General features: G+C 61.4%; 20 protein-coding genes, 1 tRNA gene and 2 pseudogenes. 9 read left to right on the top strand and 14 right to left on the bottom strand.

Going from position 1 to position 25,330, the window contains the following annotated elements; all coding sequences use genetic code 11:
* Positions 1-251: 251 nt before the first annotated feature.
* Positions 252-7,133, bottom strand: coding sequence for an autotransporter outer membrane beta-barrel domain-containing protein (locus HHL14_RS21240; protein ID WP_169499590.1), 6,882 nt, complete (start codon positions 7,131-7,133; stop codon positions 252-254).
* 1,012 nt (positions 7,134-8,145) lie between these two features.
* On the opposite strand from HHL14_RS21240, the pseudogene HHL14_RS33290 reads away from it, so the two are divergent.
* From HHL14_RS33290 to HHL14_RS21255, 4 genes and pseudogenes are all read left to right on the top strand, one after another.
* Positions 8,146-8,310 (top strand): annotated as a pseudogene (locus HHL14_RS33290) (IS4/Tn5 family transposase DNA-binding protein); the annotation flags it as partial.
* Between the two features lie 48 nt (positions 8,311-8,358).
* Positions 8,359-9,126 carry a lytic transglycosylase domain-containing protein gene (locus HHL14_RS33990; protein ID WP_407945298.1) on the top strand — a complete coding sequence of 256 codons (768 nt, stop codon included), beginning with the start codon at positions 8,359-8,361 and terminating at the stop codon, positions 9,124-9,126.
* 68 nt (positions 9,127-9,194) lie between these two features.
* A complete protein-coding gene (locus HHL14_RS21250; protein WP_169499592.1) occupies positions 9,195-10,010 on the top strand; it encodes a TapB family protein in 816 nt (271 codons plus the stop codon).
* A gap of 46 nt (positions 10,011-10,056) precedes the next feature.
* Positions 10,057-10,443, top strand: coding sequence for a hypothetical protein (locus tag HHL14_RS21255; protein WP_169499593.1), 387 nt, complete (start codon positions 10,057-10,059; stop codon positions 10,441-10,443).
* Between the two features lie 381 nt (positions 10,444-10,824).
* On the opposite strand, the pseudogene HHL14_RS21260 reads toward HHL14_RS21255, so the two are convergent.
* Positions 10,825-11,007: pseudogene (locus HHL14_RS21260) on the bottom strand (transposase); the annotation flags it as partial.
* Positions 11,008-11,264: 257 nt separating this feature from the next.
* On the opposite strand from HHL14_RS21260, the gene HHL14_RS21265 reads away from it, so the two are divergent.
* Complete coding sequence (locus HHL14_RS21265) at positions 11,265-11,648, top strand: hypothetical protein (RefSeq protein ID WP_144241896.1); 384 nt, start codon at positions 11,265-11,267, stop codon at positions 11,646-11,648.
* Positions 11,649-11,801: 153 nt separating this feature from the next.
* Here the strand turns inward: HHL14_RS21265 and HHL14_RS21270 are convergent, their stop codons facing one another.
* The 8 genes from HHL14_RS21270 to HHL14_RS21305 form a co-directional block, all read right to left on the bottom strand.
* Entirely contained in the window at positions 11,802-13,010 is a 1,209-nt protein-coding gene (locus tag HHL14_RS21270; protein WP_169499594.1) for an XRE family transcriptional regulator, read from the bottom strand.
* On the bottom strand, positions 13,007-13,654 hold the full coding sequence (locus tag HHL14_RS21275) for an alpha/beta hydrolase (protein ID WP_169499595.1): 648 nt from the start codon (positions 13,652-13,654) through the stop codon (positions 13,007-13,009). Before HHL14_RS21275 ends, HHL14_RS21270 begins: the two co-directional genes overlap by 4 nt.
* Before the next feature lie 140 nt (positions 13,655-13,794).
* Positions 13,795-14,886 (bottom strand): integrase, encoded by a 1,092-nt coding sequence (locus tag HHL14_RS21280; RefSeq protein ID WP_169499596.1) that lies wholly within the window; start codon positions 14,884-14,886, stop codon positions 13,795-13,797.
* A gap of 120 nt (positions 14,887-15,006) precedes the next feature.
* Positions 15,007-15,082 (bottom strand) — tRNA-Ala (locus HHL14_RS21285).
* A 65-nt stretch (positions 15,083-15,147) separates the two neighbouring features.
* Positions 15,148-15,438, bottom strand: a complete 291-nt coding sequence (locus HHL14_RS21290) for a c-type cytochrome (RefSeq protein ID WP_230413149.1) — start codon at positions 15,436-15,438, stop codon at positions 15,148-15,150.
* 80 nt (positions 15,439-15,518) lie between these two features.
* The gene (locus HHL14_RS21295; RefSeq protein WP_169499598.1) at positions 15,519-16,310 is read right to left on the bottom strand and encodes a BON domain-containing protein; all 792 of its coding nucleotides are present in this window, start codon (positions 16,308-16,310) and stop codon (positions 15,519-15,521) included.
* A 26-nt stretch (positions 16,311-16,336) separates the two neighbouring features.
* Positions 16,337-16,924 carry a phosphoheptose isomerase gene (locus HHL14_RS21300; protein WP_169499599.1) on the bottom strand — a complete coding sequence of 196 codons (588 nt, stop codon included), beginning with the start codon at positions 16,922-16,924 and terminating at the stop codon, positions 16,337-16,339.
* A 240-nt stretch (positions 16,925-17,164) separates the two neighbouring features.
* Positions 17,165-17,674: a YraN family protein gene (locus HHL14_RS21305; protein WP_169499600.1), complete on the bottom strand. Its 510-nt coding sequence runs from the start codon at positions 17,672-17,674 to the stop codon at positions 17,165-17,167.
* Between the two features lie 262 nt (positions 17,675-17,936).
* Here HHL14_RS21305 and rsmI point away from each other — a divergent pair, with 262 nt between their 5' ends.
* Positions 17,937-18,821, top strand: coding sequence for a 16S rRNA (cytidine(1402)-2'-O)-methyltransferase (gene rsmI / locus HHL14_RS21310; protein WP_169499741.1), 885 nt, complete (start codon positions 17,937-17,939; stop codon positions 18,819-18,821).
* Between the two features lie 213 nt (positions 18,822-19,034).
* Here rsmI and HHL14_RS21315 read toward each other — a convergent pair whose 3' ends face one another.
* Positions 19,035-19,637, bottom strand: coding sequence for a septal ring lytic transglycosylase RlpA family protein (locus HHL14_RS21315; protein ID WP_169499601.1), 603 nt, complete (start codon positions 19,635-19,637; stop codon positions 19,035-19,037).
* A 646-nt stretch (positions 19,638-20,283) separates the two neighbouring features.
* On the opposite strand from HHL14_RS21315, the gene HHL14_RS21320 reads away from it, so the two are divergent.
* The 3 genes from HHL14_RS21320 (at position 20,284) to HHL14_RS21330 (ending at position 22,107) form a co-directional block, all read left to right on the top strand.
* Positions 20,284-20,928, top strand: coding sequence for an MBL fold metallo-hydrolase (locus tag HHL14_RS21320; RefSeq protein ID WP_169499602.1), 645 nt, complete (start codon positions 20,284-20,286; stop codon positions 20,926-20,928).
* Positions 20,925-21,557 carry a 3'-5' exonuclease family protein gene (locus tag HHL14_RS21325; RefSeq protein ID WP_169499603.1) on the top strand — a complete coding sequence of 211 codons (633 nt, stop codon included), beginning with the start codon at positions 20,925-20,927 and terminating at the stop codon, positions 21,555-21,557. Before HHL14_RS21320 ends, HHL14_RS21325 begins: the two co-directional genes overlap by 4 nt.
* 91 nt (positions 21,558-21,648) lie before the next feature.
* Positions 21,649-22,107 (top strand): Lrp/AsnC family transcriptional regulator, encoded by a 459-nt coding sequence (locus tag HHL14_RS21330; protein WP_012431468.1) that lies wholly within the window; start codon positions 21,649-21,651, stop codon positions 22,105-22,107.
* 105 nt (positions 22,108-22,212) lie between these two features.
* On the opposite strand, the gene HHL14_RS21335 is transcribed toward HHL14_RS21330, so the two are convergent.
* From HHL14_RS21335 to HHL14_RS21345, 3 genes are all read right to left on the bottom strand, one after another.
* Entirely contained in the window at positions 22,213-23,502 is a 1,290-nt protein-coding gene (locus HHL14_RS21335) for a cation diffusion facilitator family transporter (RefSeq protein WP_169499742.1), read from the bottom strand.
* Positions 23,503-23,820: 318 nt separating this feature from the next.
* Positions 23,821-24,123 carry an H-NS histone family protein gene (locus tag HHL14_RS21340; protein ID WP_008921239.1) on the bottom strand — a complete coding sequence of 101 codons (303 nt, stop codon included), beginning with the start codon at positions 24,121-24,123 and terminating at the stop codon, positions 23,821-23,823.
* A gap of 393 nt (positions 24,124-24,516) precedes the next feature.
* On the bottom strand, positions 24,517-25,197 hold the full coding sequence (locus tag HHL14_RS21345; protein ID WP_169499604.1) for a HugZ family pyridoxamine 5'-phosphate oxidase: 681 nt from the start codon (positions 25,195-25,197) through the stop codon (positions 24,517-24,519).
* Positions 25,198-25,330 lie beyond the last annotated feature (133 nt).

Raw genomic sequence — 25,330 nt, forward strand, 5'->3', positions numbered from 1 at the left:
CGCTACGCTGCTCGCGCACTAAACGTACTGCACGCTCGCGAACCTCCGGGGAAAACTTGGTTGCCTTCTTGTTCATGGCTCCATTCTCTCAAGAGTTGGAGCCTCCACAAAATCCGGTGCGGTTCATGATCAAGTTGCGCACGCTGGGCGAGAAGCTCACGGTAAGATTTCATGGGTGGTGTCCTTTGTGATTCTGTGAGGCGACCGCCTGACACGTTCGAGTAGCCATGTCGGAGCGATCACTCAGTCCGTTACCAGCTATAGCGATAGCCCGCGTGAGCGGCGACGCCCTGCCGGTACTGCCCACCCAGATTGCGCGTGTACTTCACGTCCGCATAGAACTCCCCCGATTTCCCGAAATTCGTGGTCACCCCTACGCCTAGTTGATACCAGGTGCGGCCAAGGCCAGAATCAAAGGAAGCACCACCGATCGACGTCTGGCCCGGCGCAAAAAAATCGTGCAGCACATCGGCCGTGAAATAAGGCGTCGCCGCGCTGGTGTGCGTGTCGTTGTCCATATTGGCACTGAACACGCGCACGCCGAGGCGGCCGCGTAGCGCGTTGGTAGCGGTGCCGGAAACCGCCGAGATGTTGTCCTCGAATCCGTTGAGCTTCAGGTACTGGTACATCAGTTGCGCCTGCGGCTCAATCGCGACCGCGCTGCTGCCCAGGTAGAATGGCTTGCCAACCTCCTGGGACAACGCGAATCCGAAACCGTTTTGCGAAGCCGCGCTACCGTAGACGTCGCTATATTGATTGTTGTAATGCGTCAGTTGCCCGACGCTGTCGAAGTAGGTACCGTCGGGCAGATAGCGGGTCCAGTAACCACCGAGACTCTGCGCATGCATCTCCACCGAGCCCGTCGAGGTCGATAGCGTCGGATTGATGCTTCGCGCCGCATCGCTGAAACTCGCGTCCGCCGTCCCGATGGTGACCGTCGCGCCGGCATGCGTGCTGCCGCCGCTAGCCGCCCCGTCAAGCGTCCAGTCCTTGCCGAACTGCGCGAAGAATGTTTTCTCGTCGGCAGCGAAACGGCTGTCGGCGTTCGCGTCCAGGCTTTGCCCGCCGATGCGTCCCCATACACCGTCGTGATTGCCCGTCTGTTTCTTTTCGACATTCGCGATGTCGCCGACCCGTTCGTGCAACGTGCCCAGCGTAGAAAAGCCATAGTCGGCATTCAGCGATGGCGTCATCGTGTAGCCCACCACACCCGGCCGGTACGCGACTGGTGCAGTCGCGGCGGGTTGGGCCGGTGTCGGCGTCGCACCAGCCGATCCGGAGGGAGGCGTAGTCGCCCCCGAAGTCAGGTCCGAGCGCAAATACCAGCTATCCGCGTTGCTCTGCCCGCCGCGATACAGCAGGTATTCGTACGCGCCTGCCTGCACGGGTCCCGCAAGATGGAACGCCGAGGTGGTTGTCGAGGCGCCATTGGCGGCCACGACAACCGGAATCCCGTCGCTGGTGGTCTGCGCACCGGAACCCGTCGTATTGGTAATCTTCAGCGCTGTCGTACCGCTGGCACTGCCACCGCTCACAAGGAGTTGATCCGTTGGTGAGGTGTCGGTACCAAGGTAGGTGTTCAGCGCAATTGTTCCGCCGTTACCGACGTAGCTGCCCGTCGTCACAGTTTTATAGCTACCCGCCAGCGACGGGTCACCTGTCGGGGCAACGAAGGCCACATTGCCCGCATTGTTCAGACTGCTCAACGTGGAACTGGCGGTCACATTCCAGGTACTCGTGTTGTCGATCGTCATCGCGACCGGATCGATGTAGCCAGTGAGCGTCGTATGGTTCGTCAGGAAGATGTCGCCAGCACTGGCCGCGTCCGAAAAGATGTTGCCGGTCAGGTTTTCACCTGAAGCGGTGAACGTCACATTGCTGCCGTTCGTCAGGTTCAGTAGCGTGCCATTGCCCGCCGTGACCGTCGTGCCGTTCTGGACCGTGATATCGGCCGTGCCGCCATTCGCCAGGAAAGCCGGCCCCGTGGTGGAAGTAACACTGCCGCCGGTGACGGTCACGGTATTGGTTGCCCCATTCGCGAGCGTGTCCGAGGTGACGATGCCCGACGTTGTTCCTTTCAGGGTCGTGACATTCAACGTCAATATGCCACCGCTATCAGCTGTCGCGCCGTTGGCTGCGGCGCTGTTGATGGACGAGCTCGTGTCGGTCACACTGCCGCCGTTTTGTGCGACCAGGCCGTCAGCCTCTGCGCCCGTTGTCCTGACGACGACGGATGCAAGCGTGGCTGCACCGCCGTCCGAAGCCATAACACCGTTGGCGGACGTGCCGGAAGTGGTCACCGCCAGCGCATTGCCCGCCTTGATCGTCGAGGTTGCGCCACTAGCCAGAAGACCGTCGGCCGACGCAGCTCCAGTCGTCACCGACCCGCCGGACAAGGTGGCGGTACCACCCTGGGTACCGGTGCCGATATCGGCCTGGACGCCCGTGGCGTTCGCGCCAGTGGTCGAGATCTGCGCATCCGTCAGTGTCAGCGAGCCGCCGCTGGTCGCGTATGCGCCGATCGCTCTGGCGCCCGCTGTATTGACGACCGTACCACTGGTCGATGTGATCGACGAACCGGCGCCTGTTGCCTGCACACCGTCCGAGCCGTCGCCCGTTGTCTTGACGACGACGGACGCGAGCGTGGCCGCACCACCGCTGGAAGCCATGACGCCGTTGGCGGAGGTTCCGGAGGTGCTCACCGTCAACGCATTGCCCGCCTTGATCGTCGAGGTTGCGCCACTAGCCAGAAGACCGTCGGCCGACGCAGCTCCAGTTGTCACCGACCCGCCGGACAGGGTAGCGGTACCACCCTGGGTACCGGTGCCGATATCGGCCTGGACGCCCGTGGCGTTCGCGCCAGTGGTCGAGATCTGCGCATCCGTCAGTGTCAGCGAGCCGCCGCTGGTCGCGTATGCGCCGATCGCGCTGACGCCCGCTGTATTGACGACCGTACCACTGGTCGATGTGATCGACGAACCGGCGCCTGTTGCCTGCACGCCGTCCGAGCCGTCACCCGTTGTCTTGACGACGACGGACGCGAGCGTGGCCGCACCACCGCTGGAAGCCATGACGCCGTTGGCGGAGGTTCCGGAGGTGCTCACCGTCAACGCATTGCCCGCCTTGATCGTCGAGGTTGCGCCACTAGCCAGAAGACCGTCGGCCGACGCAGCTCCAGTTGTCACCGACCCGCCGGACAGGGTAGCGGTACCACCCTGGGTACCGGTGCCGATATCGGCCTGGACGCCCGTGGCGTTCGCGCCAGTGGTCGAGATCTGCGCATCCGTCAGTGTCAGCGAGCCGCCGCTGGTCGCGTATGCGCCGATCGCGCTGACGCCCGTTGTATTGACGACCGTACCACTGGTCGATGTGATCGACGAACCGGCGCCTGTTGCCTGCACGCCGTCCGAGCCGTCGCCCGTTGTCTTGACGACGACGGACGCGAGCGTGGCCGCACCACCGCTGGAAGCCATGACGCCGTTGGCGGAGGTTCCGGAGGTGCTCACCGTCAACGCATTGCCCGCCTTGATCGTCGAGGTTGCGCCACTAGCCAGAAGACCGTCGGCCGACGCAGCTCCAGTTGTCACCGACCCGCCGGACAAGGTGGCGGTACCACCCTGGGTACCGGTGCCGATATCGGCCTGGACGCCCGTGGCGTTCGCGCCAGTGGTCGAGATCTGCGCATCCGTCAGTGTCAGCGAGCCGCCGCTGGTCGCGTATGCGCCGATCGCGCTGACGCCCGTTGTATTGACGACCGTGCCACCGGTCGATGTGATCGACGAGCCGGAGCCTGTTGCTTCTATCCCATGTGCGCTCAGACCGGTGGTGGCTACCTGACCTCCCGAGAGCGTCCCGCTCGCGCCGCTGCTCATCTGAATGCCGACAGCGTTCTGGCCGGACGTCGTGACGGTAGCGCTGGAATTCGTTACCGTCGAGCCAGCGCCTGAGACAAACAGGCCGATTGCATTATTGCCCACGGTACTGATGGTCGTTGCCGGATCAGCCGAGATCGTTGCCCCGGTACCCGTCGATGACACGCCGTCGCTGGAGTCTGCGCTCGTGTCGATCCTGGTACCAGCCAGGGTGATGGTCGAATTCGCCCCCAGATTGCTGATACCTTGCCCGGAGCCGTTCACCGTGATTGAAGTCGCGCCCGCGCTGACGCCTCCGCCCGAATCGGTCGCATCGATCAGGACGCCATCTGCGGTCCCACCAGCAATTTCGGCTCCTCCACCCGACAGCGTGACCGACGCACCAGCCCCGGTCAGATGAATGGCCGCAGTGCCGCTATCGGCTTCAATGGTGCCCGTGTTGGTCAAGGTTGCCGTCGCGCCCTGAACCAGTGCGCCGGTACCGTCGGACACCTTGATCGTGGAGGTATTGTTGACTGTACCCTGCGGGCCCACAACGACACCGGTGGAACCCGCACCGGTCAACGTAATGGCGCTGTTATTGGCGAGAGTGCCAAGGTTCTGGGCGACGAAACCGGTCACCCCGGCTGTCGCCGACGTCACGGCCGCGTTGTTGGTCAGCGTGGTCGCAGTCGGCGTGCCGGTTGCGGTATTGGTCAGGTCGTAGGCCTGTCCGTCCACGACACCCGCGATGGCGCCCGCTGCATTCAGATTGATGGTGGTTGCTGCATTGATGGTGCCTGCTGCGCCGCCCTCATCCATGATGGCGATGCCGTTCGCTCCGTTGACGTTGTAGACCGAATTACCAGTAGAGAGGGCGGTGCCTGCGTCAGTTGCAACCACTCCCTGCGCGCCCTGGCCATCGATATTCAGGGTCATCGTACCGGCGGACGAGGAGCCTGTATAGGCCGCTCCGCCCGCGACACGGAACAGGGTCGAGCCGGCTGTGCCGACGGTAAGATTCTGGGCGGCAACGTTGATCGTGGAGCCCGCGCCATAGGTGAAAAAACCGATCTGGTTGGTGCCGGTGCTGAAGCCCGGAAGTGCACTGGCGCCGACGTTAACAGTAGCCCCAGCGCTGGCAAAAACGCCGATCGCGCCGGTACCGGTCAGGTTGAGGCCGCCGTTGATCGTGGCGGTGGCCTTTGAGCCCTGCGCCCAGACCCCATAGTTACGCGTTCCCGTGCCCGGATCCGCGCCACCCGCGACATTGATCGTACCCGTCGAGGTCACGGCTGTCGGTGTCGAGCCCGTCCCAAACACCTCGATACCGATGCCATTGATGCCGTTCAGCGTAATCGTGCCGGTATTGGTCACGGTTGCAGCGGTGTTGCTGGCCAGCATGCCGATATTCGCCAGGGGTACTCCCGAAGCCGCACCGTTGATGGTGATGGCGCCGCTATTGTTCAGGATACTGCCGGCAGCGGAGCTGATACTGGCCATGCCAGTGGCATTTTGCGTCTGGCTACCAATAATGATATTGCCGGCATTGTTCGCCGTCCCGGAGCTCCCGGAACTGCCCAGGAGAATGCCATAAGACGTGACGCCAAGCGCCACATCAGGTACGGATTCCGGCGAAGCGACGTCATACTGGGCCGCCCGCCCGATATAGATCGTGCCGCCCGCGATATTGGTAAAAATTCCCCCAGAACCTACCAGGCCGCCGATCGCCTGAGTTGCGGCATTATCAGCGTTGACCCCAACATTGATAATGCCGGCATTTGAAGCAACCGCGTTACCCGATACGTAAACGGCGTAATTTTGCTGGGCCGTGTTGGTATTGGTCAAATTCCAGGCAGCCACGTTCATGATGCCTTTATTGACAAAGCTCGTACCCGTTCCGCTGGCAGCCACACCATCGCCTTCGGTATAGGCATTAAAACCGAAATTGCTGGGCTGGGCAGATGTGCCGGTATTGAAATCAGTACCCGAATTGTACCCGGACGATATCACGCCATTGTTGACACCCTGGGCGCCACTCTGGAGACCGACTAGCGTGAAGTCACCGGAAAGTTGCCCGTAGTTATTAAAACTGGCGCTGTTCTGTGCCAGAACAGCATAACTACCGCGAAAGTCGATCTCGCCGCCGGATTGAATATTAAGCGTGGCGTTTGCGCCACTTCCGTGCATGGCCGTTGTCGTCCCGGCCGGAGCGGTGACCAGATCGCCTGAAGTGACATTGCTGGTGGAGTTATACTGCACAGTCTCAGTTGTGAAACTGACCGCCTGGTTGAATGCTACGTTATAAGCCGCCTGAGAACTCAACGCTCCACTCTGGAGCGACTGGATCAGGAAATTGTTATACGCCGCAAGCGAGGCCGCATCGGTCACTGTCCATGAGCTGCCATTGAATGCCGTGAAGGTTCCACCGTAAGTGGGGACCTGAATGGTAGCAGTGGCAGGTGCACCGCCACTAGGCGCCACCGAGGAATCAAATCTAATCTGATTATCAGAATCCCAATTCACGACACTCGGCGTGGTTCCCGTACCATTGGCGTAGACCAGGTCGAGACTTTTGCCGGCCATTGCAATTGCGTTGCCGGTGGCCGATGGCGAACTTCCTGAATTACCAATGTCGACGGCCAGCGTGCCACCGGTTACGGTACCTACCAGGCCGCCGGGGGTCGAGGTCCCCGCATTGGTATATTGGTTACCATTAACATTCTGGTAGACTGGAACATTCGTTGTCCCCCAGTTTGAGGCAGAAAAATTGTTCGAATTGTAAGCTGCGACGACCGTATTGCTGCCGGTTACCGGATTGGGAGTGGTAACACCTTGCGTTTCCCCTCCAATGCTCAGATCAGTCTGGTTCGGATTACCCGAAATAATGGATACCGTGTTGAGCGGTACAAGAGTGTAGCCACTACTCCCCGTGGTACCTGTCCAGGTACCGTTCATCTGCACCGTTGCACCACCGGTGACTGTCGTCGTTCCCGCCATGTTGTTATTTGCAGCCGGACTGAATGAGGCAACCGTACATGTCTGGCTGACTGTGTAGGTGCCGCCGCAGGTAGCCGCATACGCTGTCCCTGCTGACATGGCCGCGATCGCGAACCCCAGCGCGGTAACGATGCGGCGCTGCTGCCGTACCGGAAGCCGCGCATCGTTCCCAGTTGCCGCGACAACGCCACCCGAGCGCTTGCCGCGCGCCCGGGTTGTTTCCGCAACAGCGACCCAACTGCCAAGCGCGTCACTCCAGATAGAGAGAAATGATTTATTCACGCCAATCCTTTATATTTTTTAGACGTCAAATATTTAATTAAATATATATTTAATATATTTCGCTGCCAAATCTCCCGAACAGAGATTTGCACCCTGGATTGGCGCAGACTCTATTCGAATGGACCGATTTCTGAGTTACTGACAGAACAAGTCATCGAGCATTTCGTGCTTGACCTGGAGGGGTGAAGAGCGGCCGACACGAAATTTCAAACGCCTGAATCCACGCCAGTGCATCACACGCCATGCGGCTATGTTGGACGCGCGCCGTTTAGCATTAAGTGTTGCGAGAAAACGCAATTCAATTTCCATCGGACGGCTCTTCCGAGCACGCGGCAAATAGGTGCGGCGAAATGAAATCTGTTTTCTCGCAATACTTAGCAGCACTCGGCGCCAATCAACTGCCTAACCGGCCCTTAATCTGGGAGCCGTATCCGTGCGCCCAAAAACCGAACTCTTTCGCACCGGTACAACCACCCCGATTCCGATTATTCGAGGCCCGTTTCACCAAAATCAGGCTTTCCATTTCGTCGAACACAGACACGTATTTCATGGGCAAGACAATTCCCTCACATGGCCTGCCCAACATCAACACGTTAACTTCCAATCTGCTGGCTCAATGCACTGGATTTTCATTTCGAAACGTGCTTCAAAAGCATGCAGGTTTTTTCGCAAGCATTGAGACATAAATCCTAGGACTAAAGTCTATACCCCTCCAGATTCCCATTTTCTAAATAACGTTAAATATCAACCTGGAAGTTATAGAAATGTTTAACAAGAATGGCATGATCCGTACGGTTTTATGAAGGGGTGGGCGCGGGTTCTGTCAACTTGCGACCGTAACCGGATAAAATCACAGCATGAAGAAGAGCAAATCACCTTATCAGCATCGTCTTATACACAAGTCTGCCCTCCGCAACCGTAGGCCGGAACAAACCGTCTTCGAGCAATGAGATAGACCGGGCTTGTAAACTTTCGGCGCATCGCGTTTCCCCTCGCTTTTTGCGTGAACGCCTTGGCCCTGGACACACCGTGCTGGACGGAAACCGAATTTACCGACCTTGACCTTGGCGACGCGCGCTTGAACAGGCGAGCGAGGACATTGATGGAACGATTGGCAGCCAGGCCGACGGCTGGCGTGCCGCAGGCGTGTCGGGGCTGGGGCGAGACGATGGCGTCGGTGCCGGTGTGGGCGACCGGCGGCGTGATGTATGTGATCGGCGGCGTGATGTATGTGATCGGCGGACATACGCTGCCGGCACGTGACAGCCGCGTGCGGGTGCTTGGCGCGACGCCGGAGCGCAGTGCGGTTGCGACGCGCTCCGGTGTCGCGCCAGCGGAACGACCAGCACTGCAGGGCAGCGTCGGCGCTGACACAGGCGCTCACGCTGGTGCAGGCTTTGGCGCTAATTCCAACGCTGATGCCGATGCCGCTTTCGACACACCGCGCGCGCATGGCGTCGTGCTCAATAGCGCGGCACGCGAGCTGTCCACTCGCCCGTCCCGGCCGCGCGTGAGCGCCTGTGCCGATTGCAACTACGCGACGATGGAACCGCTCATCCGCAACGTATCGCATGCCGTGGGTGTCGATCCCGCGTTGGTTGCGGCGGTCATCGACGTCGAGTCGGGCTTCAACCGTCGCGCGGTGTCGCCCGCGGGCGCCCAGGGGCTGATGCAATTGATGCCGGCCACCGCGCAGGGCCTCGGCGTGTCCGACGTCTATGATCCGGTGCAGAACGTCGCGGCAGGCACGCTGTATCTCGACCAGATGCTGCGGCAATTTTCAGGCAATCTGTCTTATGCTCTGGCGGCCTACAACGCAGGCGAAGCCAACGTACGCAGCTACGGAGGTATCCCTCCGTTCGCCGAAACGCAGGCGTACGTTCCACGCGTGCTGTCGCGCTACGCTGCATTCAAGGCACGTGGTGCGCCCTGGCACGATATTGCCGAACCAGAGCCTCGCGCGGTACACATGACGCTCACCGAGTATCGCTAGATTGAACTTGCCGCGCGCGGCGGCGGTCCTGACGATCAGGCCTCACCCATAACAGTTGGAGAAGAACGATGAATAGCAGCAGGAATCATCCGGTTGCAATCAGCGTGCGCGAGGCTGCTTCGCCGTTGCGGCGCGCGCTCATGATCGCGGTTGCTGCCGCGTGCGCGGCAGGCGTCTCGCAGGCGCGTGCCGAAGTCGCGTGCGATGCACCGTGGATGCATCAGGGCGGCGGTTTCACCACGACGTCGTTGCCGAGCCAGCGCACGACGGTATTCACCGTGGTCCAGTTTTCGAAACGCGACGGTAACAACTGTAACGGCCAGATCCGCGCGGTGATGAACGTGTCGATGGGCGGCCAGCCGGTGCGGAGCGAATCGAACCTCCGGTTCGAGATTGCCGACGGCAAGGTGCGAGCGCAGACGGAAGCCGTCGCGGGGTCGATGAACAGCCAGGCGGGCGCGGGCACGTTCGGCGCTTCAATGTCGTCGCAGACGGTCGGCGTGCTGAGCTACGTCGGCGAAATCACCAGCGATGGGCAGCGTATCCCGGGTAGCAGCAGCGAAGGCTCGATGTCGGGCAAGCTCGCCAACATGGGGCCGGCGATCGGCACGCTGGCCGCGCAGAAGTTCGTCACGACGACGAGCGACAAGCAGGTCGGCAAGCAGGAGCAACTGCAGACACCGGCCGGCAAGTTTGCGTGCTGGCCTGTTACATATGAGCGCAGCATGCGCGCCGACAATGTGAAGATGATGAGCCGCACCATCGACCTGAATACGCAGATGCACGTTGTCGATCACTTCTGTCCGGCAACGGGTCTTGTCATGCGTCAGGACATGACCACCAACGGGAAGCCGACGTCACAGACGGTCAGCGCGCTGCACTAAGCCGCCTCCGATTGCTTTACTTCAACCCATTCAAGGCCCCCCATCAATGAAGACCCGCCGAAACGCATTGCTCAAACTGTCCACTCTGTTGTTGAGCGTCGCCTGTCTCGCGTTGGGCGCGAGCGGCGCGAATGCGCAGAATCAGGACGCGATGCAGAAGATGATGAAGTCGGCGGTTATGTTGGCCGCGAACAATGCGCGCGTCGCCTCGGAGGTTTGCGGCGTCGATGCGTCGACGGTGTCGGGTTACAAGAACTCGGCGAGCAAGAAGTTCGGCCAGGATTCGAACTTCGCGGCGGACTGGGATACGGGGTGGAAGAGTGCTGCGAAAACCGTGACTGGGTTCCAGCAGATGAAGGCCAGTAATTCCAAGGAATACGATGAGCAGAAATCGGCGACTTGTAAGGATTTGCAGGAGCAGATGAAGTCGTAGAACCGCCATGCGCTGTCGTCAGCGGGCACAGGGCTTTATGTGTAGACAGCAGCATTTGACTCGACAGACAGTGTCGGTTCATCTCGTCATTCCCGACTTGATAGCTGTCGTATCGAGGCGATGAGAAGGTCAAGCCCGAAGCCGCGAAGCGGTGCGCCAGAGGCACAGGCTTGAGGTTCGACTCGTCTCGGAGAATCATTCCCTTGGTCGGGAACGGACGATATCTCTGCTGACATTGCCTGACTGGTCGAGTACCGGCTAATACACTTTATGCCATTGATGCCCGCTACGGCGGCGCTGCGTTTCAGTGTGTCGGATGTTAGTGATCCGGTATGACTATCGACCATGTGGCCGGGCTCCCGGCGGCTCGCTTGGCGGCGCCCCTGCCGCACCAAACACGTCTGCCGCGCGCTCCTGCAACTGCCGCTTCCATTCCGTGATCTGGTTCGGATGCACATCGAACTGCTGCGCCAGTGCGGCCGGCGTCCGCTCGCCTTTGACCGCGTCCAACGCCACCTTTGCTTTGAACGCCGCTGAGTGCGTCCGTCGGGTTCTCTTCGTCATTTCCTCCGTTCCTTTGCCAGCATTATCGCTGGCTCAGGCTCCGGCCAAACCACTTATCTGACTGTCCGAATTTGCGCGGCCACCTCTATACGACTCCTTCGGACCATATCGACCTGATTGGCCGACCATTTCATCTGATGTATTCTGAAGCCGCATCAGCGATGCCCGGCGCAGCCCGAGCGGTAGCCGGCCCAATACAGCGTGACGGCTTTGCCGTATGCCCTACGTCCGATATCAAACAATGTGAAGGGAGAACGATGAACGAGCCTATTAAACGCTCCGCATGGGGCTGGCAACTGCTTGGATACGTGGTGATGTATGTCGGATTTACGTTACTCGCAGCGATGCTAGCCACACCACCGGATAATCCGTCTACGCCATCGTTCGTCTATCGCTTGGGTGGTCTCGCTGGGCAGCTACCCGGCGCCGGCGTCTGGCCAGAACTCATGGACATGAACGGCAAAATTGCGGGCAACTTTCCCGTACCGTTCGTCGGCGGGGCCATTCTAGTTTTACTCGGCGCCGGAGCAATACAAGTGGGGCGCAACATACGCGCACAACGGAAGCATGACGCCGCCATTGCACGCGATGAAGCCATACGTATTGGCGAAAGAGAGCGCCGTCAATCGCGCCCTAGGTAACTCGCCCCATATACATCCGCGATGCATGATTCACTTCTTCCTCGCTACCGGCCCATCTGCGTTTTAGAAGCCTGCATCTGCAACGGCGTCGGCGTCGGCGTTATACGAGTCCCCTAGCACTCATATTCCGCCAACGCCGCCGACAGCCACTCGCTACTTTCTGGGAGATCTAAACGGCAAAACGGTACTGCCCTCTGTCAGCACCTGGGCTGGGGAATTGCCTATCGCCGACCGCAACCGAGCCATGTGAACTACGTTCGGCCTACCCTGGAAGTACCCCTCAGGTAGACCGGCCAGCATCTCGATGTCATATGCCGCCAAACCAATATGGCGGGGAATTGCATCGAGCGGCAGTACGTTTTCCTCAACCAACAGATCAATGGTACGGCGTAGCAAGCGAGGCCGCTCCGGCGCACGATCACCATCCCCCGGCTCTGACTTAGCCCCCCATCTTGCAGAGCGCCGTTTGAAGAGCAGTTGAGCAGCATCTTCATCCAGTATCTTCAACGCACGCAGACGCATTATGATCGCAGCAACGGAAACGCCCCACCGTCTCTTCAACAACAGCAGATCGTCCAATGTGACGGGCGTACGAACTTCATTGGCAAACGTTTCAGCAGGCAGCAAAAATGCGCCAGCAAAACGATGGGCTTGCGCCTCCAGCTGCTTGTGACGCTCTCGTTCCGTTGATCGCGGGATATGCCGGTGCAAAATCAAATGGCCGAGCTCGTGCGCGAGATCAAAGCGGCTGCGGTAGCCGTTATCCTTATCGGCTGACAACAGCACGAGCGGCCGCCCAAGTACCTCGCTCCACGTCGAAAGACCCTCAATCTGCGCAATGCCGGTTTCCTCCCTGATCAAGATGACGCCAGCACCTTCAATTGCGAGCGCGAGATCCGGCACGGCAGTTCGCCCGATGCGCCATAGGTCCCGGCACTCGATCGCCGCAGACTCAATCTCGTCCGGCGTGACCTCATCCGGCTCCTTGAAGTGCCTGACGGGCAAATTCACTTCGGGATAGTCCACGAACTCCGACAACGCGAACGCCACATCCTGAGCCCATTCGACACGCGCCTCCAACATTGCTCGCGCAGCGACATGTGCGGATGCGTTGCTGCGAAACAATGGGGGAGACACTCTCGCAGAAGGTGCTCTCGTGAACCACTCAGGAGTCACGTTAACGACGCTTGCCAGCCGCTCCAAAGTGTCACGCTCCGGCGCTTGAATCCCCGAGCGCCATTTGCTTACTGTTGCAGGTGACACCCCGACCAGCGACGCGAGCTGGGCTTGACTCAACCGCCGAGCTGCCAGAACCTGACTGAGACGTTCATTGTGAAACGCCTGAACACCACCGCGACTCATGACGCCGTACCTTCGTTGCCCTGCTTCTTGATCTTCTTGAGCTTCGGCTTGGCCAGATCGTCCTGCACGGCCGGCTTGTCCTCGTAGCGCTGGAGGAAAGCATCAACGGATTCCCTAAACAACCAGCCGCGCATGTGCCGATCCGGGACCGCAATTTGAATAGACAGCGGCGCATCCGGCTTAACGTGAAGCGATCCGGAAAAGCACGCAACGAAAAATGCCACCGCGTCGGACGGTGCCGAGTACTCATCAAACAGTTCGGGTTGAACCAGCGGCTCGATGGCCCTATTGGCGGCCGACATTTGCCGGCGCGTATGGCTGCGGCGACCGTTGATCCAGAAACCTTCGGGGATGTTGAATCGGGCAAGCGAAAAAACGCCCGAGCGCCCGCTCACGACCCCATTTCCACGAATCGGCGTCGGGGACGCGCCACCCACCTCAAGAGCCCGATGAAACGACTCGTTCATATGAAAGTGCCGCAGTTGCCCGACGGCATGCGGAAGATGCCCGTCGGCCATCCCCTTCGCTGCTGCGAAAGCGCGTTGAGCTCCGGCGGAAAGTGCATCTTCAATTGCCATAACGAGCTCCCGCGGCACATTGCGCAGCAGAAGATCCGGGATCGAGTCAGTCGAGGGATGAGCCATGCGGCCTCCAATGGCAGTTTCGCTTACCGGGATTCTATAGGAGAAAAGTTTCGTTTAAAAGCCCTGACCGGCCCCGACGTTGCGACCTCGCTGAGAGAAAAAGAGAGCAACTATTCAGCCGCGGTTACAGTTGACTTCAGCTATTGAAGCTTCTTCGCCAGATCTTCGGCCAGCGGATGGTAGTAGCGCATCAGCATGCGCGGATCTCGATGACCAGTGATTTTCGCCAAATCATGCATGGGGAAAATCGAAGCCAGCCGCGAGGTCGCTTCGTGCCGCAAATCGTGGAAGCGCAGATCCACGAGGTAGCTCTTACTCGGCAGCTTGCCGTTCGCACCACATTCCGCCTCATATGCGGACCGCGCACGCTCCACTGCCCGCTCGAAGGCGCGAGTAACTGCGTCTCCACGAACGGGAAACACCCTCCCGTCACCTATGCCCTCCTTGGCAGCTTTTCGCTGTGCCTTGAGCACGCCAATTGCCCGAGTCGACAACGGAACATCTCTCGAATTGCCATTCTTTGTTTGAGGAAGGTGGGCGACCCTTCGGCGCAAGTCGACATGTTCCCATCGAAGATCAACGATCTCTCCACGGCGCATCGCCGTTTCCACCGCCAGCCAGATGATCCCCGGCAGAACTTCGGAGTTACTGGCCGCGACGACGCGTTCCAGTTCGCCATCCGTTGCTTGCCGACCGGATTCCATGTCAGGCTCGGCGACAGCCACGCGACGAGTTCGTGCATTGTTCGCAGGCGGTTTGCGGACGTTCTCTACGGGGTTGAGCAAGCTCTCCATGCCCCATTCCTTGCGGGCGATACTAAAAACGTGCGAAAGCACCGCCAGACGGCGCAGCACCGTGGCCGGCTTCAGAAGAGGATTCGCCTGCTTGAGCCAGTCGTCTCGCAGCTTAGCGATGTCGGAACTGCGAATTGAAGCCATCGACCTTGGAGCAATGGCGGCATTCTTCCAAGTCCGCAGCAACGAGGCCTCTTGGGCGTACCCCTTTTTGTTCGACGCGATCTCTCGGTCGTAACGGTCGAGCGCCTCGGCAAGCGTCGTGGACTCTGCCTCGGCTCGACTGACGAAGACCCCACGGTCAATCTCGGACTCAATCTGTCGAGCCCAAGCCTCCGCATCAGCTCGCGTGTTGAACGTCTTGATCTGCACGGGGTAGCCCTTGCGGCGAACACGGGCCTGCCACTGGAGATCTCCTCGACGGGTGATAGATGCCATTCACTGCTCCTCAAGAGTTGCGTCCAAGGCTTCGACAGCCCGAGTGGCGCAAAATTGGCGCAATAAATCGAATCTACCAAAGAAAAAGGGCCTAGCCATCGGCTAAGCCCTTGATTCTATTGGTGGAGAGGAGGAGGATCGAACTCCCGACCTTCGCATTGCGAACGCGACGCTCTCCCAGCTGAGCTACCCCCCCGACACGAAAATCATTCTAGCACAGCCATTTTTTGTTTTGCCATGCGAGGGATCTCGGGGAAAACCTCACTTCGACGGCGCGCCCGCGAGCACCCAATCGACCACCGCGCGGACGTCCGCATCGCTCATCGACTGATGGGCCGGCATCGGAATCATGCCCCACACGCCGGCGCCGCCGTCCTTCACCTTGCGCGCGAGTTTCGCCGGCGCCTGCGCGTCGCCCTTGTATTTCGCGGCGACCTGCTGGAACGACGGCCCGACCAGTTTGCGATCCACCGCGTGACAACCCATGCACGCATTCGCAAACGCGACGCGCTGGCCGTGCGGCACCTCGCCCGCCTGCGCCGACGCTGCCATGACGCCCGTCAGCGCACCCAATCCCAGCGCAAGCGCAACGCTCGCGCGCCTTACCGAACGAGAACGAACGACAGCCCGCATCACTGCGGCGCCTTCGGGTTACCCGGACGCACCGCCGTCGACGAATTGACCGGCGCCGGCGCCTGCTGCTCGAGCGGTTTCGAGCTCACGCCCGAATCGGGAATCGCGCCCACCGTCGGCTCGCTCGCGTCGGGCTGCGACGCGGCCACCGGCGCCGTCCCCGCTGCGGCCGCAGCGGCCGCGGCTTCCTGCGGCTGGATGTACTGGAACACCTTCACGACCTGCACGACGCCCGGCACGCGGCTCGCGACGTCAGCGCCGCGATTGCCTTCGTCCATCGTCACGAGGCCCATCAGATACACGTTGCCGCGCTCGGCCACCACCTTGAAGTTGTTCGCCGAAATGTTCTTCTCGGCGATCAGCGCGGTCTTCACGCGCGTCTCGAGATAGGTGTCGTTGGTGCGCGACGAGAACGAGCTCGCCGGCATGATCGCCAGTTCGTTGACGATCGTATTCACGTTGTTCAGACCACGCACGACGCTCTCGGCACGCTGCTTCGACGCATCGCCCGCAACCTCGCCGGTCAGCAGCACGCGACGATTGAACACCGCGACATTCACGTGCGCGGAGTCCGGCAGATTCTGGCTGATCTGCGACAACGCCTTCACCTGAATCTCGCGATCCTCGGTCTGCGCGCCGAGCGTGCGACGGTCGGTCGCCATCAGCGCGCCGCCACCCGCCGCACCCGCAACAGCGAGAAAGCAACCTTGCAGCGTGGCCGACAGCCCCGCCGCGAACCCCACCACGAGCACGGTTCTCACCAGTGTCTTCTTGACGCGGAATACGCTCATCAACTAGCTCTCCTTCGAAATCAGTCTCAGTCTTCGCCGAGCAACATGGCATCGATGCCGTCGCACAGGCAATGGATGGTCAGCAGGTGTACTTCCTGAATACGCGCGGTGCGATCGGACGGCACGCACACGTGGATATCGGTATCGCTCAACACGTCCTGCGCGCGACCGCCGCCCTTGCCGGTCAGCGCGACGACGATCATCTCGCGCTCGTGCGCGGCTTCGATCGCGGCGAGCACGTTCGCGGAGTTGCCCGAGGTCGTGATCGCGAGCAGCACGTCGCCCGGCTGGCCGAGCGCCCAGACCTGCTTCGCGTAAATCTGTTCAAACGAGTAATCGTTGGCGATCGCGGTCAGCACCGACGTGTCGGTGCTCAAGGCGATGGCCGGCAAGCCCGGCCGCTCGCGCTCGAAACGGCCGATCAGTTCGGCGGCGAAATGCTGCGCGTCGGCGGCCGAACCGCCGTTGCCGCATGCGAGGATGCGATTGCCGTTGGCCAGCGCGGCGAACATCGTGTCGATCGCGGCGGCGATCGGCATCGAGAGTGTTTCCAGGGCTGCGAGTTTGACTTCCGCGCTGTCGCGGAAGTGTTGTTGAATACGTTCGACTGACATCGAGTCTCTATCTTCTACCGCTTGGTTTTACCGTTTGGGGACCGCACTGTGCGGCCGTGTTGTAACGTCATGCTGCCGTTGTGCGCCGCCGATCGACCAAGCGGACAACGCCGCACGCGGAGCGCGAAAAACCTCGTGAAACGCGCAGCTTCGTGCGTCGTTTCGCGTATGACGCTTGATGGCGAGCGCAGCACGCGTGCGCAAGTTTATCGCACTCACGCGCGTTGCCCGCCCGCGCCGTCAGACTTCGTCGGCGCGAAACGCATCGCGCAGCCACACGAGCCGGCCGCCGTCGAACGCGATCACGTCGAAACGGCACGCGGGCTCTTCGTGCGAGTCACGCGGGTCGCGCTTCGTGGCCAGCGTCGCGAGATAGTGCCGCGCCGCGCGCACGATGCGCTGCTGCTTCTGCCAACCGACGCTCGCCGCCGCGCCGCCGTAATATCGCTGCGCTCGCGCGCGCACTTCGACGAACACCAGCGCGCCGTCGCGATCGCGCATCACGAGATCGATCTCGCCGCCCCGGCATGACACGTTGCGCGCGACGAAGCGCAGACGCTGACGCTGCAGAAATTCCTGCGCACGCGCTTCGAACGCCGCGCCGACGGATTTGGACCGGTGGGCCGCGGAAAAGTTGTGGGGTGCCGGGGGCGTGGCTTTCGCGGCGGGTCCGGCCGCCGTGGTGCGTGCGGGGATGCGAGTCGCTGTGCGTGCAGTTGTGCTCGCGGCAGCGCGCGCAGTTTTGCACATGGCAGCGCGCGCCATTTCACTCGCGGCAGCGCATGCAGTTGCATCCGGGACCGAGCATGGAGTGGCGAACCGCACTCCCGCTGCCTTCGCCACGGCATCCGACGCGTTTTTTCGCACCGCCGTTGCCGCGCACGTGGCCGCTTTCGCGGGCATCTTCGCCGACATCTTCGCGGGCCGCCGCGCCTGCCCCGCATCGCCCGATTCCCTCGATCCCGCGTGGCACAATGTCGGCCTCATTCCGTCTGTTTGCGTCTTCCGTTTCATGACTCCTCTCTCCGAACTCGCGCAAGGACAGCAGTACCCCGCCGCCGCGCTGTATGTGGTGGCCACGCCGATCGGCAACATCGCCGACATCACGCTGCGCGCGCTGCATGTGCTCGGACTCGCCGACCGCATCGCCGCCGAAGACACCCGCAACACCGGCCAATTGCTCGCGCGCTACGGCATCTCGAAGCCGCTCGTCGCCGTGCACCAGCACAACGAGCGCACGGCGGCGCAACGCGTGATCGAGTATCTGCAGGCCGGCGAGCGCGTCGCTTACGTGTCCGACGCAGGCACGCCCGGCATTTCCGATCCGGGTGCGAAGCTCGTCGACGCGGTGCGCGAGGCCGGCTTCGCGGTGGTCCCGCTGCCCGGCGCCAGCGCACTCGCGACCGCGCTGAGCGCGGCCGGCGACTGGGTCGCGACGTTCTCGTTCCTCGGTTTCCTGCCGCCGAAACCGAAAGCACGTGCCAGCGCGTTGCAGGCGCTCGCGCAACATCCGCATGCGATGGTGTTCTACGAAGCGCCGCATCGGATCGTCGAGACCGTGCAGGCGCTCGCCGACGCGTTCGGCGGTGCGCGCCGTCTGCTGATCGCGCGGGAACTGACGAAGTTACATGAAGCGCTGCACCAGGGCACCCTGGCCGAAGGGCCAACGTGGCTCGCCGCCGACGCGAACCGGCAGCGCGGCGAATTCGTGCTGGTGGTCGAAGGCGCGACGCCGCAAGCCGCGGGCGAACACGATCACGACGCGCTGCTCGGCATGCTGCTGGAAGAGTTATCGGTGAGCGGCGCGGCAAAGGTCGCGGCGTCGTTGACGGGCGCATCGCGCAACGCGTTGTACTCGCGCGCGCTGGCACTGAAGGAAGACAAGTCCGACGCCTGACGTTCGAGGCGCACGGAAAAAAAAGAAGGGCCGCATGAAGCGGCCCTTCTTTTTGCAAATCGGTTCCGGCAAACGCAACTCGCCGGCCTGAAACCTGGCGCAAGCTGCTGGACGTGGCGGAGCGGATTACCCGACTCCGCCGCCGGCTATTCAACTGCCCGGCGCGACGGCTAACTGCTCACAGCAAGCTCACCGCCCTTCCCGCCATTTACCTCACTTGCTCGCGTCCGAACCCGAGTTCGACGCCAGCGTCTCGTTCATCTCGGCGCGCGCTTCCTGCTGCGTGAGCCCTTCGATCTTGACCTTGGCGGTGCCGCTATGGCGCATGTCGAGCGCGGACGCCGCCGCCATCGACAGATCGATCACGCGGCCACGTGCGTACGGACCACGGTCGTTGATGCGCACGACCACCGAGCGCGAGTTGGCCGGGTTGGTCACGCGCACGTACGAGCCGAGCGGCAGCGTGCGGTGCGCAGCCGTCAGCGCGTGCATGTCGTAGCGCTCGCCGTTGGCGGTGCGGCGACCATGGAAGAAGCGCCCATACCACGACGCGCGACCGGTCTGACGGAAGTCAGACGCATCGACGCCGTCGTCGGTCAGAGGCTGCGCATCGGCCAGCGGCGTGCTGGCTGCGCTCGGGCTCGAAGCCGGTGCGCTGCCGAACGATTGTGGGCCGAACGAGCTCAGACGCACATTTTTTGTGCTGCGCGGCGTGTCATTTGCAGACGTGTCGGTCGCGCCCGGAGGCGTGGCACAGCCGGCCAGTACAAAAAAGGCAAAAAGAGTCCCCAGACCACGGGTTAGCCGAGTTTTCATAAGACGTGCAATCACAGTGTCGAGTCGCGTTGCCCGTCAAGGCAGGGCATGTTGCTTGCGACTCCGGCGGTAGGGACGACAACGCGCCGCGCCGATAAGCGCAGTACGTCAAAGCCCGGATGCGACTCACTCAGCCGCTACCGCACGGTTAATTTTCACGTCTGGCGCAACCTGTCCCCGGCAGCCTGACCAGACCCCACATGCCGCCAACTGAACGTGGCAATCACGTTCTTGCGCGCGCAACTCAACGCACAGGAACGGCGGCGTAGGCCCCACCCAGCGTCACGGAAGTTAAGTCCGTAGCAGGCGCGCGGCGCCTGGCTGGGCAAGACGTGTGCATCGAACGCATCGATACTGGATGGCCGTCGGCATTCCGACAGCCCTTACTTGAACGGCGAGCGGCGTACCTTTTATAGGGACGCATCGCCTTGTGGCAGCGCAAATTTTCTGCGCATGGGTCGCATTATACCCAAAAACTTTTTTCAGGACGGCGAGCGGCCCAACGCCTTGATTAATCTTCACATTTATCGCAAAAATGGGCAGACGAAAGACCCACCTGGCATCGTCCGCAGAGGCCCGTTGCGCGGGCGCCGGCGACATCCGTGGGGCCGGTACAATCAATGTTTTTCCAGCGCGCCGTCCAGCCATGAAAGTCACCCTGATCCCCGTTACGCCGTTCCAGCAGAACTGCTCGCTGCTCGTTTGCGAAGCCACCGGACGCGCGGCCGTCGTCGATCCGGGCGGCGATCTCGACGTGATCCAGGCAGAGATCGCGCGGCAGAACGTGTCGGTCGAAAAAGTTTTTCTGACGCACGGCCATATCGATCACTGCGCCGGCGCGAAAACGCTCGCAACGCATTACGGCGTGCCGATCGAAGGGCCGCATCCCGACGAGCGCTTCTGGCTCGACAAGCTGCCCGATCAAAGTACGCGCTTCGGCTTTCCGGCCGCCGAAGCATTCGAGCCCGATCGCTGGCTCGACAACGGCGAGACCGTGCAGTTCGGCGACGAAACCCTCGAGGTCTACCACTGCCCCGGCCATACGCCGGGCCACGTGGTGTTCTTCAGTCGCGCGCATCGGCTCGCGCTGGTCGGCGACGTGCTGTTCGCCGGCTCGATCGGCCGCACGGATTTTCCGCGCGGCAATCACGCGGACCTGATCCGCTCGATCCGTCAAAAACTCTGGCCGCTCGGCAGCGACGTCACCTTCGTGCCGGGCCACGGCCCGACCTCGACGTTCGGCGCCGAGCGTCGCAGCAATCCGTACGTAGCCGATGGAGCAGGCGCATGAGCAGCGAAATCTATGTGAGCACCGACGTCGAAGCAGACGGCCCGATCCCCGGCCCGCATTCGATGCTCAGCTTTGCGTCCGCCGCGTACACCGAAGACAAGCAGCTGATCGCGACCTTCTCGGCGAATCTCGAAACGCTCGAAGGCGCCGCGCCGCATCCGGTGCAGGAAGCGTGGTGGAAGACCCAGCCCGAGGCGTGGGCCGCGTGCCGCAAGGATCTGCAAACGCCGGTGGCGGCACTGACCGCCTACGTCGACTGGGTCGAGGCGCTGCCGGGCAAGCCGGTGTTCGTCGCGATGCCGGCCGGCTTCGACTTCACCTATATGTTCTGGTACATGATGCGTTTCGTCGGCCGCTGCCCGTTCTCGTGGTCGGCGCTCGACATCAAGACGCTCGCGTTCGCGATGACCGGCCTGCCGTACCGCAAGAACATCAAGCCGCGCTTCCCAAAGCACTGGTTCGACGACCATCCGCACACGCACGTCGCGCTCGACGACGCGATCGAACAAGGCGCGCTCTTCTGCAACATGCTGAAGGAGTTGCGCGCGAGCCGGCCGGAGCAAGCCGCGAGCGATAAGGATGATGGGGACGGCTCAGGGCAAAACGCCGCTCCGGACCCGGTAAATTAGGGCAATCTCGCTCGACTGAGCCGTTTTACATTGCGTTTCGTTTTCGCGCCCTCTACCATGCGTTGATACGGCGACGCTAACGGAGGCGCAGTTGACACTCGATACGTTCTCTCAGAAGATCCTGCGCCTGCTTCAGCTCGACGCGCGCCGTTCGGTGCAGGAAATTTCCGACCAGGTCGGGCTATCGAGCACGCCGTGCTGGCGGCGCATCAAGGACATGGAACAGTCGGGCGTGATCCAGCGCTATACGGCGCTGCTCGATCGCGAAAAACTCGGCCTGCACGTGTGCGCGCTCGCGCATATCCATCTGACCCGCCATACCGAGGGCGGCGTCGAGCAGTTCGAACGGGAAATCGCCACCTGTCCGGAAGTCACCGAGTGCTACAGCACGACCGGCGAATCCGATTACATCCTCAAGATCGTCGCGCCCGACATCAAGGCATACGACAGCTTTCTGCACGAACGCATCTTCAAGATTCCGGCCGTCGCGCAGGTACGCACGAGCGTCGTGCTACGCGAAATCAAATTCGATACGCAGTTGCCGTTGTGACGCGTTGTGACGGATGCCGCTGCGAGCGAGCCAGGCGCACCCTCGCGACGGATTTGACGAGCCTGAAGCTTGAGGCCTGAGGCCAGTAAAGAGGGAAACCGGCAATCAGGCGGCGTTGTGCGGTTCGGCACTCTTCTTCGCCTGACCAGTCCATGTCCCCGTTCCCGCTTCGACTCCCGCCACCGTGGAAACCGTGGCTGCCGCCACGTCCCGTTGCAGCAGCACATCGAGTTTGCGCGCACCCAAGCGGCGCTTGAGCGCGTCCAGATCGACACGTCCGAGCGATTGCGCGTCACTGTCCAGCCCACGTACCGCCTCCGCGCCACCTGAGCCGCCCGCGGCACCGGACGACATCGCCGGCAAAATCACCTCGACGTCGAGCCCCGTACTCAGGTAATGGAGGTTCACCGCCGCGGCATGCAGGCCGCCGCTCGCCAGCGCCGCGTTGACCTCGGCCACTACCCGCTCGCGCGGCGGCAGGTCGACGGGCGGATGCGCGAGCGCATCGTTTTCCGGATCGACGTGGATCAGCGCGTCGAGCACGCGGTTGTCGCCGAGCACACGCAGGCGCGCCGACTCGGCGATGTAATGCCCTTCGGACACCGAAATCAGCGGATCGACGAGGATATGCGCATCGACGAGCGCGAAATCGCCCATCTTGCGTGTGCGCATTTCGTGCACGTCGCGCACCCCGGGCGTGGAGAGCAGCAGCGCGCGCATGTCGGCGGCGGCGGCTTCGTCGAGCGCGCGATCCGACAGGTCCTGCAGCGCGTCCCAGCCGAAGGTCCAGCCCATGCGCGCGACCATGAAGCCGACGATCGCAGCCGCGATCGGGTCGAGCAGACGCACGCCGGCCAGACTTCCGACCACGCCGATGCCCACCACCAGCGACGACGCCGCGTCCGAGCGCGCATGCCACGCGTTCGCGATCAGCATCGCGGAACGCACGCGCTTGGCCTCGCGCAGCATGTAGCGAAACAGCGCTTCTTTCGACACCAGCACGAGCGCCGCGACCGCGAGCGCGCTCGCATGGATCTCGGGAATATTTTTCAGATTGGCAAGCCGCGTGCCCGCGCCCCACAACATGCCGACGCCGACCGAAATCAGCAAGCCGCCCAGAAATAGAGATGCCACCGTCTCATAACGGCTATGTCCGTAATTGTGATCGGCATCGGGCTTTGCGCCGCTATGGTGATTGGCGACCAGCACGACAAAATCGGAAATGAGATCGGCAAGAGAATGGACACCGTCGGCAACCAGCGCCTGGGAATGCGCAACCGTCCCGATGCCGATTTGGAGCGCCATCAACACTGTATTGAGGGCAATACTCACAAAGGTGCTTTTACGCGCAACGCGTTGTTTCTCGGTGGATTGGTCGAGCGTGGCGGAAGACATGTCGAAAAGGAGAAAGGTCAATTCCGATATTGTATCGCGCCGGCTATCGCAGCGAGTTCCAGAGACACAGAAAAAACCTTTTGAATCAGTTGCTTATCTTAACGAAAAGCATTCGCGTTCCGCTCAGAGGACGCGATGGGGACAAACGCATGACATCGTCATTTGACAAAAGCGTGCCCTCAATGACAAAAAGCCGCGCCCTCAACGGTGCGCGGCTTTTGCGAGTCCGGCTTTCTGAGATTCGGCATCCTATAAAACGCCTGCTCAATTGCCGGTAATCCTATTACTGGTCGGCGGTATTAGCTGCCGATCCGGGCATTATTTCTGGATCAGAAATTTTTCGCGATCGAGGCCTGCGATCCAGCGCGGCGGCTTGCCGCGGCCCGACCACGTGCTGCCGCTTTCGGGGTCACGGTATTTCGGTGCGACGCCAGCGCGCGGACGGCTTGCTTTCGCGCCCTTCGGTGCGCGGCCGCCGCCGAGTTCGCTCAGCGAAATGCCGTAGTCGGCCATTTTTTGCTTGATTTCATTCAAGACTTCCGCGTATTCGCGCGACTTCGCTTCTTCTATCTGCTTTTCGAGCTTCTCGCGCTGCGCGAGCAGTTCCTTGTAAGAAGACATAGTTTCCCTTGTGGTATGGATAAATGACTGCCGATCTTAAGCCGACTTGCCTTTGAAGGTTTCATGCCTCGGAATTTGATGGCGAGATTAACACAGAATAGAAAAACTGCAAAAGCGCAAATCAAAAATTAATTTAAATTCGTTTCAAAAAGTTTCCGTCGTGCATCTCTGTCTGGCCACCGCCTTTCAATTAGCTGATTTCGCACTCTGCGGAAAAAAGCAGTGGCTATCCATATTTATACGATTAACTATCAGAAAATGGGATTTGAGATGTGAATTTCGCTTCAACATTTCACGCCATGAGAGCTTTCGTTGCGATAAGCATGCACTATTGAGACAAAAGACGCGCGCCCCGTTCCGCACATGAGTGTTTTCCCGAAAAAAAAATAATGCTTAATGCGCGTGCCGTTCGATGCAAACTTCCAGCGCCGCATGCAATGTTCCGGCGTCGACTCCGATGCCGTCGAATGCAACACGTATGCGCGCGCCGTCGCGTTTCACGTCTATCCCATAACGGTCGATACCGATCAATTCGGCACGACCTGCCGCGCCCGCGTTTGCCGGATTGCCGAAGCGCGGCGCCCATTGCGCGAGCAACGCGTCTTCTTCATCGGCGCCCAACGGCGGCAGCGGATCGAGTTCGGCGCCGTCGAGCCAGCCCATCGCGCCGAAGCCGCCGATATAGCGCAGCCGTTCGAGCTTCATCGCCCAGAACGTGAAGTCGCCGAGCATCAGATAGCGCTCCGCGTCCGCGTGATAGCGCAGATAGCGGCGCACGACTTCCAGGCTCGAATCGATCGGCTCGAAGCGGCCCAGCAGCGTCACGCGCTGCGCGCTGAGCACGTCGCCGTCGGTGGCGTCGACCGCGAGAAAACCGGCACGCGAATCGGCATGCAGGTTGTGCGTGTGCTCGGCGAGACGGCTCACGAGAATCGTCGGCCGATGCCGCGCGTCCGGCGCGAACGGCAGCACCGACGGATAAGGAAAGCCCTCGGGCTGGCGCGCGTGCGTCGCGAGCGTACCGACGGCGGCCGTGTGCAAGAGATGCAGCGGAGCGTGAGCGGGAATTTTCAAGTGAGCGTACCTCGCGAGTGAACCGGCGACCGGATAGCCTGTGCGGGAGATGCAGCGGAGCGCGACCATCTGCGCTTAATCGTACGTGCCCGCGTCCGGCGCTCCAAGCATAAGCGAGCCCGCTTCGATAGAA

The organism is Paraburkholderia antibiotica, assembly GCF_012927125.1.
GTDB classification, from domain to species: Bacteria; Pseudomonadota; Gammaproteobacteria; order Burkholderiales; family Burkholderiaceae; genus Paraburkholderia; species Paraburkholderia antibiotica.